This window comes from Bifidobacterium saimiriisciurei, assembly GCF_010667655.1.
In the GTDB taxonomy this organism is placed as follows: domain Bacteria; phylum Actinomycetota; class Actinomycetes; order Actinomycetales; family Bifidobacteriaceae; genus Galliscardovia; species Galliscardovia saimiriisciurei.
On the sequence record NZ_WHZU01000004.1, the window covers coordinates 190,216 to 203,613 of the forward strand.

The window sequence follows — 13,398 nt, forward strand, 5'->3', positions numbered from 1 at the left end:
CACGGAGGTCGTATGTCCATCCATGACGATCAACTTGCCCGACTGAACGTCGCCGGCAAGGATTTCGACTACTATTCCATCGCTGACCTGCCCGGCATCGACCATCTGCCGTACTCGCTCAAAGTCCTCGTCGAGAACCTCGTTCGCAACATCGACGGCGCCAACATCACCGACGAGCACGTCAAGGCGCTGCTCGACTGGGATCCCAACGCCGAACCCAGCCACGAGATCCAGTTCACGCCCAGCCGAGTCGTCATGCAGGACTTCACCGGCGTGCCGTGCATCGTCGACCTCGCCACCATGCGCGACGCCGTGAAGAAGCTCGGCGGCGATCCCGAGGTCATCAACCCGCAGGTCCAGTCCGACATGGTCATCGACCACTCCGTGCAGATCGACAAGTACGGCATCGCCGACGCCGTCCAGCAGAACATGGACATCGAATACCAGCGCAACGGCGAACGCTACCAGTTCCTGCGCTGGGGCCAGCAGGCGTTCCGCAACTTCCGCGTCGTGCCTCCGGGGACCGGCATCATCCACCAGGTCAACATCGAATACCTCGCCAAGGTCATCATGAGCAAGGCGGAGGAGAACGGCCGCACGCTCGCCTACCTCGACTCCTGCGTCGGCACCGACTCGCACACCACCACCGAAAACGGACTCGGCGTGCTCGGCTGGGGCGTCGGTGGCATCGAGGCCGAGGCCGCAATGCTGGGCCAGCCCATCTCCATGCTCGTGCCGCGCGTCGTCGGCTTCAAGCTCACCGGCTCCATCCCCGAAGGCGTCACCGCCACCGACGTGGTGCTCACCATCACCGACATGCTCCGCCAGCACGGAGTCGTCGGCAAGTTCGTCGAATTCTACGGCGAAGGCATCGCCTCCGTGCCGCTCGCCAACCGCGCCACCATCGGCAATATGAGCCCCGAATTCGGCTCCACCTGCGGCATCTTCCCCATCGACGACGTCACCCTCGACTACCTGCGCCTCACCGGCCGCAGCGAGGAGCAGGTCGCGCTCGTCGAAGCCTACGCCAAGGCCAACAAGCTCTGGGGCGACGCCAAGGACCCCGACTACGTCGAACCGGAGTACTCCGAATACATGGAGCTCGACCTCGGCGACGTCGTGCCGTCCATCGCCGGCCCGAAGCGCCCGCAGGACCGTATCAAGCTCTCCGAAGCCAAGCAGGTGTTCGAGGAGACGCTGCCCGCCTACGAGACCGAGAAGACCGTCAAGGAGCCCGTGGCCGTGTCCACCGGCTTCCGAGGCGACTTCGACCTCAGCAACGGCGACGTGGCCATCGCCTCCATCACCTCCTGCACCAACACCTCCAACCCGTCCGTCATGATCGCCGCCGGACTCATCGCCCGCAACGCGCACCTCAAGGGACTTAGCCCCAAGCCGTGGGTCAAGACCTCGCTCGCCCCCGGCTCCCAGGTCGTCGCCGACTACCTCAAGGCCGCCGGGCTCCAGGACGACCTCGACGCCCTCGGCTACCAGCTCGTCGGCTTCGGCTGCGCCACCTGCATCGGCAACTCCGGCCCGCTGCTGCCCGAGATCAGCGAGGCCATCAACGCCAACGACATGACCGTCACCGCAGTGCTGTCCGGCAACCGCAACTTCGAAGGCCGCATCAGCCCCGACGTCAAGATGAACTACCTCGCCTCGCCGCCGCTCGTCATCGCCTACGCGCTCGCCGGCACCATGGACTTCGACTTCGCCACCCAGCCGCTCGGAACCGACGCCGACGGCAACGACGTCTACCTCAAGGACATCTGGCCCACCAATGAAGAGGTCGAAGCCGTCGTGAACGGCACCGTCAACCGCGAGATGTTCCTCGAGGACTACGCCTCCGTATTCGAAGGCGACCGCCGCTGGAAGGGCCTCGACGTGCCCGAAGGCGAGCTGTTCGCCTGGGATTCGAAGTCCACATACGTGCGCAGGCAGACGTTCTTCGACGGCATGAACGCCACGCCCGACCCCGTCAGGGACATCCACGGCGCCCGCGTGCTCGCCCTGCTCGGCGACTCCGTGACCACCGACCACATCTCCCCGGCCGGCGCGTTCAAGGCGTCCAGCCCCGCCGGCAAGTACCTCACCGAACGTGGCGTCGAACCCAAGAACTTCAACTCCTACGGCTCGCGTCGAGGCAACCACGAGATCATGGTCCGCGGCACCTTCGGCAACATCCGTCTGAGGAACCAGCTGCTCGCCTCCACCGGCAACGAAGTCACCCCCGGCGGATTCACCTACGACTTCACCACCGGCAAGCCGTCCACCATCTTCGATGCCTCGCTCAACTACAAGGCCGCCGGCACCCCGCTCGTCGTGCTCGCCGGCAAGGAGTACGGCACCGGATCGTCGCGCGACTGGGCCGCCAAGGGCACCCTCATGCTCGGCGTCAAGGCCGTCATCACCCGGAGCTTCGAGCGCATCCACCGCTCCAACCTCATCGGCATGGGCGTGCTGCCGCTCCAGTTCCCCGAAGGCGAATCCTACGAATCGCTCGGCCTCGACGGCACCGAGACCTACGACATCGCCGGAGTCGAACAGCTCAACGAGGGCGTCACCCCCAAGACCGTGCACGTCACCGCCACCCACAAGGACGGCTCCACCACCGAGTTCGACGCGGTCGTCCGCATCGACACCCCCGGAGAGGCCGACTACTACCGCAACGGCGGCATCCTCCAGTACGTGTTGCGTAATCTCATGAGGAAATGAGATAACGGAGCGTCTTTGGCACGCCGGCAGACTCGACGTATGCCAATACGCCTTCGCCTGCCGGCGCACCAAAGCCGCACGCGTTATCTCATTTAGAGTTCGCATCCGTGCGCCTAGCCTTCTTCAAGCTCCCCTTGTCAGGGGAGCTGGCCGCCGCAAGGCGGTCTGAGGGGTAGTCGCACCGCCGCGGCGGATTCCTCCGATATTGGTTGGTCACGGTTTCCGCCACGAACATGCCGTCTTATCGGCGTGTCGTGGCGGGCAACCGTGACCAACCGCGTTTGTGGCGGGAAACCGTGAGCAAGCATCATATCAGCCTGCCGTCAGCCCCGTCGTAAGATGAGAGGCGAACGAAAGGGGACATATGAGCACGAAAGCACTGATCGTCGTCGACGTGCAGCCTACATTCTGCGAAGGAGGGGAACTCGGCGTGGACGGTGGCGACACGGTCGCCGAACGCATCGCCGACTACGTAACCGACCACCGCGACGACTACGCATACATCGCCACCACGCAGGACTGGCACATCGTGCCGGGCGGACACTTCTCCGAACATCCCGACTTCGTCGACTCATGGCCGCCGCACGGCGTCGCCGGCACGCCGAACGCCGAACTGCACCCCGCCATCAAGTCGCTGAACATCGGCCATCACTTCAAGAAGGGCCAGTATTCGGCAGCCTACTCGGGATTCGAAGGCATCGAAGACAATTCCGGTCGTCAGCAGTCCCGCGCCGAAGTGCGCATCGCCCTCGAGGAAGGCCATACACTCGCCAACGCACTGAAAACGGCCGGTGTCACCGACGTGGACGTCGTCGGCATCGCCGAATCGCACTGTGTCAAGGAAACCGCGCTCGACGCCGTCGAACTCGGCTACCACACCCGCGTATTCACCGACCTGACCGTGCCCGTCAGCCCGGAACTCGGCGAACAGGCGCGCAAGGAGATGATCGCCGCCGGAGTCGAGCTCGTCGCATCCAGGCAGACCGACTGACCCGGTTCCTCCCTACGGTTCCAGTGGAGATGGCAGGTCGGCCCTGCCCACCAGCTGCGCCAACTGCACACGGCTCATGCTCAGCTTCTCCGACGCCGAGGAAAGATGCGCCTTCGCCGTCCGCTCGCTGACGAACAACTGCGCGGCGATCTCCTGATTGGTCAATCCCTCGGCCGCCAGCAGCACGGCCTGACGCTCCCTTTCGGTCAGAGAATCCAGAAGCTCCCTGGCCTCGTCGCGTCGCGTCATCGGACGATGCGCATGCAGATCGGCAAGCAGCTGCCGCTGGCTCGCCGGATTGTATTGCGGTCTGCCCTCGCAGACGCTGACGATACGGTTGATGATCTCCTCCGGGGCATCCGTCTTCGAGACAAACCCCTCGGCGCCGGCCTCCGCGGCGCGCTCCACCGTGCCCTTGGGCGACAGCGACGTCAATATCAGCACATGCGGGGGCGCGGGCAGCCGGCGCAACCTCGCCGTGGCCGTGATGCCATCGCCGCCGGGCATGGCGATGTCCATCAGCACCACGTCCGGGTGCTCCTCACGCGCCTTGGCCACGGCGTCATCGCCGTTATGCGACGTCGAAACCACGCTGATGCGGCCTTGCGAATAATCGTTGAGAATCATCGACATCGCCTGGCAGATCATCGGATCGTCGTCGACGACGCTCACCGTTATCGGCGAAGCCGGGGCATTGGATGGTTCGGATGAAGGCATACCCTCATCGTAATGGTGTGAACGGCAGTCTGACGTCAAGATGGAAGACGTTTTGCCGGTCGTAGCCGTATTCGCAGGTACCGCCCGCCTGCTGGACCCGTGATTTCAACCCGGGCAGCCCGTTGCCTCCGGAATTCGTGGAATCAGGCGTCGCTCCCATCGGCACGGCGGCTACCGGCGGCGCAGTGCCGTTTGTGAACAGAATGACCACGCCGCGGGACTTCGCCGCCGAGATCTCCAACGACACGCGCTGCCCCGGCGCATGTCTCCGGGCGTTCGTCAGCCCCTCCTGCACCGCGCGGAACGAGATTTTGCCGACATCGGGGTCCAACGAGCTCAGATCCTGAACGTCGATCCACGTATCCAACGTCATACCTGCCGAACGCGCGGCATCGATGACGTCATACAGGGCCTCGCGCGTCAGCGCGGTGTCGGAATCCGGCTGCAGCATCACCTGCGCCTCCTGCGGATGACGCAGCATGTCGATGATGCCGTGCGCCTCATCCAACGCGCCCGCAGCCTGACGGCGAATCTCGTCAGCCCGCCTCGCCAACGCCATGGCGTCCGCAGCCGGTCCGACGGAGGGCATGCCGCTTCCATCCGTCGGACGCAGCGTCGAGGAAAGACGCACGGCCTGCGCCTGCAGCGCGCTCGCGTTCACCGCGATCAGCGACAGACTGTGCGCCAGCGTGTCGTGGGCCTCCGCGGCCACGGCGTCGGCGAACCGCTGTGTGCTCAGGCTCGTCTGCAGCTGGTCGGCACGGTCGCGCTCGCTGTTCGCACGGGTGTTCGCATTCGCCGCCGCCGCGGCATTGCGCATATGCAGGCCCGACAGTATCGCCGCCGCGAACGTGGCGACCGTCCAGACCGTGGCCACGGCCACAATGGCGGACAGGTCGGCCTCCACCGCCGCAGGCACGCCATCCACGCCGGTGCCCGGTTTGGCGAACGCCATGCGCCAGATCGAATAGTCGTTCGGGCGCAGTAAGTCCAGCACCTCGACCTTTACGCAGCACACGGCCACCAGCGTCGTGCACAGGGCCATGGCGCGACGGTCCCGCACGCGCGCATAGACCGAAGAGAGCGCGAACAGCGTCAACGCCGAGCCGAACGGCAGCAGCAGCGTCGCTACGGCGGCGGACAGACAGCAGAACACCGGACGCGCGCCCCGGCGCAGCAGCAGGAACGGCGCCGCAAGATCGCCCACCAGGCCGAGCACGCACCATACGTAGCCGAGATCGTCGCCGATGTACTGGAAATGATTCGCCGCATACGCGGTCTGCACCAGTGCATCGAGCATCGAGACCACGACCATCACGATGGTCCAACGTCGCTTCGTGCCTATGGCCGGACCGTTATCCGAAGCCTGTGTCATATCGGTCATATCCGTCAAGAGTAGACGCACGGGGGAGCGGACGCCATTGACCGCGCCGACGTACCGTATTGCCCGTTTGGGCGAACGGAAACGGCCGTTCGTACACTGACGCCGGAACCGCGAAATCGGTACGTTGAATCATGCACCCGACATCATGGAAGGAAAGAGGGAATCATGACCAACAGCAATGGCGCCGTACCGAACGGGCAGCCGGCTCCGCAACGGCCGACCACCGTATACCAGCCGCCGTCGCAGGGCCCCCGCAGGGGAGACAAGGCCGGCAGGCCGAAGAAACCGTTCTGGAAGAAATGGTGGTTCTGGCTGATTGCCGTCGTGGCCGTCGCCGCCATCGCGACCAGCGCCGGAGGCTCGGGCGACGACACATCGTCGACGAACGCCACGACCGGAACCTCGCAGTCGCAGTCCGCCCAATCCGGCGGCTCCAAGACCTCCGACGGGGCCGCTACCCAAAAGAGCAAGCAGCCGTCCGTTCCGGCGGAATACACGTCCGCGCTGCGCCAGGCCGACACCTACGCGAACACCATGCACATGTCGAAGCAGGGCGTGTACGACCAGCTGACCAGCGAATATGGCGGCCAGTTCTCCAAGGAGGCCGCACAGTACGCCATCGACAACGTGAAGGCCGACTGGAACGCGAACGCGCTCGCCAAGGCCAAGACCTACCAGGAGGACATGGCCATGTCACCCGAAGCGATTCGCGACCAGCTGACCAGCGAGAGCGGCGAACGGTTCACCGCCGACGAGGCGAACTACGCCATCGAGCACCTCAACGACTGAGATGACGGCGCGACCGCAGACCTCGGCCGACGGTCACACGGCGCTTCGGCGTCTCGGATGTCTTGTCCGATGAATATGGCACGGATTCGAGTACAGTGCGTTTGCACGATAAAAAAGCACGCAAACGCACTGCCAATGAACACAACACGCCGTGCGAAAAGCCTTTTGCTGAGAAAAAGCTATCAATCCCATAACAAAAATGAAGAACGCTGCTACTGTTGCAAACGAAGGGAACGAAGGGTCTTGCGCTGCAGCAGTATTCGGCGCTCCTGAGGATACAACGAAACAGCAGGAGCGAAGGAGTTCTTACTATGACGCAGCATCAATGCACCATCGCGGGATGCGATGAGCCGGTGGAAGCCAGCGGACTGTGCGAACGGCATTTCACCAGGGCCTTGGTCTACGGCCAGCTCAGGACCCCGAGGCGTCAGTCCCCGGTTGCGGTCGCGGCGGTGAAGCACCAGTAGTGGTCCGAAGGCTGCAGGCATTCCGTCGGAGACCCAATGCATGACCGATGCCTAACGCGAATGGCGTTGGCCCGTTCATCGTGGAACGGGCCAACGCCATTCGTCGTATATGGGGATATGCGGGGATTCCACCCACAGGTCGGTCATGGATGACGCCACCGCATCAGAGGGCCTTTCCGGACATCCAACGGGGCAGACGCGGAGGCAGCTGGGCGAGCATGGTGCCGGCGAAAATCAGTATGCAGCCCCAATAGCCGCGAGCGGTCATCACCTCGCCCAGCAGGAGCGCGCCGCCGACGGCGGAGAAGAACGACTCCAATGACATGATGAGCGATGCGCGTGTCGGCGGCACCCACTGCTGACCGACCACCTGCAGCGTGTACGCTATGCCCACCGAGCCGATGCCGGAATACAGAATCGGCAGCCAGGCATCGGCTGCGCCCGTCCAATTGACCGATCCCTCCAGCAGCGATCCCATCCAGCTGAGCAGCGCCGTGGTGACGAACTGGCCGAACGACAGCAGCACGGGATCTATGCCCGAAGCCAGCGTGTCGATGACCAGGATATGCACGGCGAACAGTATGGCGCACAGGAACACCATCGCATCCCCCAGTGTCAGCGCCCCGCCGGAGTCCGTCATGCACAGCAGATAGAAGCCGATGACGGCCAGCACCACGGCCATGCCGGTGAACAGCGTGACGCGGCGGCGCAGAAACACCCAGGCCAGCAGCGGCACCATGACGATGTACAACGCGGTGATGAACCCCGCCCGGCCGGCGGACCTGCCATACAGAATGCCGTACTGCTGCAGCGTGCTCGCCGAGAACAGCACCAGGCCGCACAGGGCGGAGACCAGTACGGTCCGTTTCGCCGACAGGGCCGCAGCCGCATGAGAGGCCGCGCCGGCGTTGCCCTCCGCCGTCCGCCTGCGACGTAGCATCAGCAGGACGGGCAGCAACGACACGGCGCCGAGCGTGAACCTCGTGGCGTTGAAGAACATCGGGGACGTCGAATCCATGCCCGCCACCTGCGAGACGAAGGAGAAGCCCCAGATCATGGCCGTAAGCAACAGGCAGGCCATGCCACCATACTCGTTTTTCCGCACGCGAATACCGTAATGCGCCCGTGTGAACCGCCCATACGGCGTTCCGGATTATGATATCGACGCATATGGCGGCATATGACGGCCGCGAGGTCGGCGTCAACGGCCATGCGGCCATGACGGCGAATATGGGAAGGCCGCCCGGCGCGATGCATGTGCCGGGCGGCCTTGAAGCCGGATGCCCGCGGCGTCTAGTCGCGCGAGCCGAACAGCTGCAGCAGATTGATGAAGAAGTTGATGAAGTCGAGGTACAGGTTCAGCGCGCACAGGATCGAGACGCGCCTGATCATCGTGCCGTCATAGGAATACTGCTGGAACATGGCTCGTGTGAACTGCGCGTCATGGGCGGTCAGCCCGGCGAAGATCACCAGGGCGATCGCCGAGCAGACCATGGTCATCGTCTGGCCGGGAAGGAAGATGGCCATGAGGATCTCCGCGACGATGAGCACGATCAGCGCGACCATGAGGATCGGGCCGAACCGCAGCATGTCGATCTTCGTGGTCAGGCCGAGCATGGTCAGGCACAGGAAGAATCCGGCCGTCATCGCCAGCACCATGACGATGCTGCCCAGCGAGTACACGGCGAAGATGGAGCTGAGCGTGAAGCCCATCAATGCCGCATAGATGTAGAAGACCACGCGTGCGGTGGCCGGGTTCATCGACATCACCTTGGCGCTCAGCGCCACGGCCATCACCACCTGCACGATGGACAGGCCGATCCAGCCGAGCATGCCGGTGGTCATCAGGAACGAGTACAGCAGACCGCTCGCCTGCGTGACCACGGCGGCGACGGCGGTGACCAGGAGGCCCGCGGTCATCTCGGCGTACGCCTTGGTGACCGAGACACGGGCCGCACGCTGGTAGCTGTCCTGCGTATAGACCGCCTGCGCATCCATCACGGGAGTCTGTGCGGCGTATCCCTGCTGGAAGTTCCGGGGCTGCTGGCTCTGGAAGTACTGCGGATTCTCATATGGCTGATTGAACTGCTGGTCGCCGTACGGTCGGTTCTGGGGCTGGCGGCTGTTGCCGAATGCCATGATCGCTCCTTTTCGCTCATAGGTGGCTCCCACCCTAGAGGGCCTACCTGAACAAACGCTGGTATCTTCGCCCGCAACGAACGAAAAGGAGCGGGGGCGGCGGGGGAAACGGCCTCAGCCGATCTCCTGGTGAATCTGCTGCATGCGGTTCTCGATGTTGGCGAGCTGGGAGGCGCACTCCTTCAGCGTCTCGAAATGCTGCTCCCTCGCATTGTCCTCGATGCTGTTCTTATAACGCAGGCGATGCTCGAGGCTGGCCCAGTAGTCCATGGCGATGGTGCGGAACTGCACCTCCACCGGGGTCGGATGCGGGCCATCGGACAGGAAGACCGGCACCTGGTAGATGACATGCAGGCTGCGATACCCGTTGGGCTTGGGATTCCTGATGTAGTCCTTGACGCGGATCACCTCGATGTCTGACTGCTGGGACAGCGTATCCGCCACATTGTAGACGTCGGTCACATAGTTGCAGATCACGCGGATGCCGGCGATGTCGTACAGGTTCTCCCGAATCGAGTCGATTTCGATGGGCAGGCCTCGTTTCTTCAGCTTGCCGATGGTCGAGCCGATGCTCTTGAGACGGCATTCGATGTGATGGATGGGATTGTGCTCGTTCTTCAGCTGGAACTCGTCGTCAAGATTCTCCAGCTTGGTGCTGATCTCGCGCATCGCGCCCGAATACACCTGTTCGAGCTCGGCGTACTCCACGATCTGCGCACCGCGGAAGGTGTCGGTGCCAAGTTCCGCGGAGACCTGCTCCATACGCGTGCGAATCTCGGGTACGTTGAAGCGCTGCTTGCGTTCCAGGATCATGAATCGGACCTCCTCGTCGAAAAACCAAGGGCATGATAGCAGAAGAGGCGCGTGAGTTCCTGAAAATTCCATGAGGTTCGTGTCGTTCAGTAGGATGGAGCGATATGAACGAGGACATGATGACGATTGAGGAACGCAACCCCATATCGGCGGACGCCCTGACCGGGGAGCGGGAAAGCGGACGGGGCAAGGGCGTGTTCGCCATACATACGCTGGGATGCCAGATGAACGTGCACGATTCCGAACGCATCTCCGGCGTGCTGCAGTCCGCCGGGTACGTGCCCGCCGACGAGGAGCACACCAAAAACGGCGACTACGACCTTATCGTGCTGAACACCTGCGCGGTGAGGGAGAACGCGACCGAACGCATGTACGGCACACTGGGCCGATGGGCCCGCTACAAGCACCGTCACCCGAACATGCAGATCGCCGTCGGCGGCTGCATGGCGCAGAAGGACCGCGAACGCATCACGAACCGCGTGCCGTGGGTGGACGCCGTGTTCGGCACGAAGAACATCGGCTCGCTGCCCCGGCTGCTGGACGAGGCCAGACAGTCCGGCAAGGCGCAAGTGGAGATCTCCCGGGACCTCGCGTACTTCCCCAGCCAGCTTCCCACGGCCCGAGCCTCCAGAATCTCGTCATGGGTGTCCATCTCGGTGGGCTGCAACAACACATGCACGTTCTGCATCGTCCCCGCCGTGCGAGGCAAGGAGCGCGACCGCCGGCCGGGGGCGGTGCTCGACGAGATCCGCCGCTGCGTCGATGACGGGGCCAAGGAGATCACCCTGCTCGGACAGAACGTAAACTCGTACGGGTATTCGATGGGGGACCGCATGGCGTTCTCCAGGCTGCTTCGCGCCTGCGGCGAGATCGAAGGGCTGGAACGCGTGCGGTTCACGTCGCCGCATCCGGCTGCGTTCACCGACGATGTGATCGCGGCGATGGCGGAGACGCCGAACGTGATGCACCAGCTGCATATGCCGCTGCAGTCCGGCTCCGACCGCATCCTGCGCGCCATGCGCCGCTCCTATCGTTCGGCGAAGTTCATGGACATCCTGCGCAAGGTGCGCGAGGCCATGCCGGACGCGCAGATCAGCACCGACATCATCGTCGGATTCCCCGGTGAGAGCGACGAGGACTTCGAACGCACGATGCAGGTCGTCGAGGAGGCCAGGTTCTCCTCGGCGTTCACCTTCGAGTATTCGCCGCGTCCCGGAACCCCCGCCGCGGTGATGGACCAGGTGCCGCATGAGGTGGTCCGCGAACGATACGACCGGCTCCACGCCCTGCAGGAGCGCATCACCGCCGAGGGATTGCGCGAGTTCGAGGGACGCGACGTGGAGGTGATGGTGTCCGCCACGCAGGGCAAGCGCGACGAGGAGACGCACAGGGTGACCGGACGCGAGCGCAACGGCGTGCTTGTGCACATCGGCGTGCCCGAAGGGGCTCCGCAGCCGCAGGTGGGTGATTTCGTCACCGCGACCGTCACCCGTGCCGCCGCCCACTATCTCATCGCCGATCCGGACACGAAAGCGGGGCAGACCTATGCCGTCCGTCACTGAACACGATATCGAAGAGGGCGCGCCCGCCATCGGACCCGACGCAGGGAACGGCCCCCATACCAGGGTGGTATCCATCGTCGGCCCCACGGCATCGGGCAAGACCGGCCTCGCCATCGCATTGGCCAAGGCCTTGCAGGCCAAGGGCCAGCGTGCCGAGATCGTGAACGCCGACGCCTACCAGATGTACTCGGGCATGGACATCGGCACCGCCAAGGCCACCGCCGAGGAGCGGGCGGCCGTACCCCACCATCTGCTCGACGTCATCGACCCCTCGGAGACGATGACGGTCGCCCGCTTCCAGACGATGGCGCGCGACTGCATCCGCGACCTGAGACGGCGCGGCATCAGACCGATACTGGTCGGCGGATCCGGGCTCTACGCCCGCGCGGCCATCGACGACATCAGCTTCCCCGGAACCGACCCGACAGTACGCGAACGGCTCGAGCGCCGCGAACGCGAGGAAGGCGCCGGAGCGCTGTTCAGGGAACTCCGGGACAAGGATCCGCAGGCCGCGGAGCGCATGGACCCGCGGAACCCGCGGCGTACCATACGCGCGCTGGAGGTCATCGAGATCACCGGCCGGCCGTATTCGGCGAGCCTGCCGCGATACCGGTACGTGTTTCCCTGCGTGCAGATAGGACTCGACCTTCCCCGGGAGGAGCTCGACCGACGCATCGGCATGCGCACCATGCGCATGCGCGACGAAGGGCTGATCCAGGAGGCCGAACGGCTGCGCGACCACCTCGGCGTGACCGCGGCCAGAGCCCTCGGGTACCAGCAGATGATCGACGTGCTTGACGGGCTCATGGACGAGGATGAGGCATTCGCCGACATCGCGCAGAAGACCCGAAGGCTCGCACGCAAGCAGATGGGCTGGTTCGGCCGCGACCCGCGCATCCACTGGCTCGACGCCCTCAACCCCGCGTTGCTCGACAACGCGCTCGCCGTCGTCGAACATGCCGATGCCGGCGACTACGATGCCATCGATGCGCGGGCCGACGACTACGTGCAGCATCATCTCGGCGATATCGCCTGATACCGTCGGTGATATCGACGTCTTTGGTGAATATCGGGCCGGCGACGCCGGCCCGCCGTGCGGAAGCGGTATTGTAGGTCATTGCTATGGCACAGAAATCATCCCCACGTTCGACCTCCGGACGGTCGACCTCACGAAAAACGGCATCATCGGGCCGCGGCCGCGCGAATTCCTCGGCCATGCCCGACGACGAACCCGGGTGGCAGCGGGCCCTGCTGGCCATTCCCCGAGGGCTCGGCATGATGGTGCGCACCCTCACCGGCGTCGGTGAATTCGACCCGGCGTACCGCAGGGACGGCCTGTGCTTCACCTTCGCCATATTCGCCGTGCTGTTCATCGCCAGCGAATGGTTCCGGGTCAACGGCTTCATCGGCCGGGTGCTGCACGCCTTCGCCTCGTCGCTGTTCGGGGTCATGAGCGTGGTGCTGCCTGTGCTGCTGCTCATCATCGTCTGGCGGCTGCTGCGCAACGCCGGCCGCAACTCCGGCAATCCCCGTGTGGTATGCGGATGGTCGATGCTGCTGTGGTCCGTCTGCTCGATCATCGACGCCGCCCTGCTCGGCGACGTCGATGGTTTCAGCATGGCGCAGATACAGAAGGCCGGAGGGCTGCTCGGCTTCGTTCTCGGCTCCACCCTGTCGTGGGGCCTTTCCAAGGTGTTCGCCATCATCCTGTTCGTGCTGATGGCCTTCGCGTCGGTGCTGCTGATAACCCGCACCCATGTGGCCGAGATACCCCAGCGCGTCAACGACCTCGTGGCCGGCGTCACCGGCGTGCGCGGGGAC

12 protein-coding genes are annotated in these 13,398 nt (G+C 64.3%); 7 read left to right on the top strand and 5 right to left on the bottom strand.

The annotated features are described in order from the left end of the window. Window positions 1-12 precede the first annotated feature (12 nt). Both acnA and GFD18_RS03890 read left to right on the top strand, forming a co-directional pair. Complete coding sequence (gene acnA, locus GFD18_RS03885; protein WP_163199328.1) at window positions 13-2,715, top strand: aconitate hydratase AcnA; 2,703 nt, start codon at window positions 13-15, stop codon at window positions 2,713-2,715. Between the two features lie 364 nt (window positions 2,716-3,079). Next, entirely contained in the window at window positions 3,080-3,706 is a 627-nt protein-coding gene (locus GFD18_RS03890; protein WP_163199330.1) for an isochorismatase family protein, read from the top strand. A 12-nt stretch (window positions 3,707-3,718) separates the two neighbouring features. Here GFD18_RS03890 and GFD18_RS03895 read toward each other — a convergent pair whose 3' ends face one another. Further along, window positions 3,719-4,423, bottom strand: a complete 705-nt coding sequence (locus GFD18_RS03895) for a response regulator transcription factor (RefSeq protein ID WP_163199332.1) — start codon at window positions 4,421-4,423, stop codon at window positions 3,719-3,721. Window positions 4,424-4,427: 4 nt separating this feature from the next. Then, a complete protein-coding gene (locus GFD18_RS03900) occupies window positions 4,428-5,798 on the bottom strand; it encodes a sensor histidine kinase (protein WP_163199334.1) in 1,371 nt (456 codons plus the stop codon). 174 nt (window positions 5,799-5,972) lie between these two features. Here GFD18_RS03900 and GFD18_RS03905 point away from each other — a divergent pair, with 174 nt between their 5' ends. Both GFD18_RS03905 and GFD18_RS03910 read left to right on the top strand, forming a co-directional pair. After that, window positions 5,973-6,596, top strand: a complete 624-nt coding sequence (locus tag GFD18_RS03905) for an Ltp family lipoprotein (RefSeq protein ID WP_163199336.1) — start codon at window positions 5,973-5,975, stop codon at window positions 6,594-6,596. Window positions 6,597-6,907: 311 nt separating this feature from the next. Further along, the gene (locus GFD18_RS03910; protein WP_163199338.1) at window positions 6,908-7,063 is read left to right on the top strand and encodes a hypothetical protein; all 156 of its coding nucleotides are present in this window, start codon (window positions 6,908-6,910) and stop codon (window positions 7,061-7,063) included. A gap of 163 nt (window positions 7,064-7,226) precedes the next feature. On the opposite strand, the gene GFD18_RS03915 is transcribed toward GFD18_RS03910, so the two are convergent. From GFD18_RS03915 to GFD18_RS03925, 3 genes are all read right to left on the bottom strand, one after another. Beyond that, on the bottom strand, window positions 7,227-8,144 hold the full coding sequence (locus GFD18_RS03915) for a DMT family transporter (RefSeq protein WP_163199340.1): 918 nt from the start codon (window positions 8,142-8,144) through the stop codon (window positions 7,227-7,229). Between the two features lie 212 nt (window positions 8,145-8,356). After that, window positions 8,357-9,202, bottom strand: coding sequence for a Bax inhibitor-1/YccA family protein (locus GFD18_RS03920; RefSeq protein WP_163199342.1), 846 nt, complete (start codon window positions 9,200-9,202; stop codon window positions 8,357-8,359). 114 nt (window positions 9,203-9,316) lie between these two features. After that, window positions 9,317-10,015, bottom strand: a complete 699-nt coding sequence (locus GFD18_RS03925; protein ID WP_163199344.1) for a GTP pyrophosphokinase — start codon at window positions 10,013-10,015, stop codon at window positions 9,317-9,319. Window positions 10,016-10,119: 104 nt separating this feature from the next. Here GFD18_RS03925 and miaB point away from each other — a divergent pair, with 104 nt between their 5' ends. The 3 genes from miaB to GFD18_RS03940 all read left to right on the top strand — a co-directional run. Beyond that, a complete protein-coding gene (gene miaB, locus GFD18_RS03930) occupies window positions 10,120-11,577 on the top strand; it encodes a tRNA (N6-isopentenyl adenosine(37)-C2)-methylthiotransferase MiaB (RefSeq protein ID WP_163199346.1) in 1,458 nt (485 codons plus the stop codon). Further along, a complete protein-coding gene (gene miaA / locus GFD18_RS03935) occupies window positions 11,561-12,613 on the top strand; it encodes a tRNA (adenosine(37)-N6)-dimethylallyltransferase MiaA (RefSeq protein WP_163199348.1) in 1,053 nt (350 codons plus the stop codon). The genes miaB and miaA overlap by 17 nt, the downstream gene beginning before the upstream one ends. 86 nt (window positions 12,614-12,699) lie before the next feature. Continuing rightward, a partial coding sequence (locus GFD18_RS03940; protein ID WP_225432877.1) for a DNA translocase FtsK 4TM domain-containing protein occupies window positions 12,700-13,398 on the top strand: 699 nt, incomplete at its 3' end.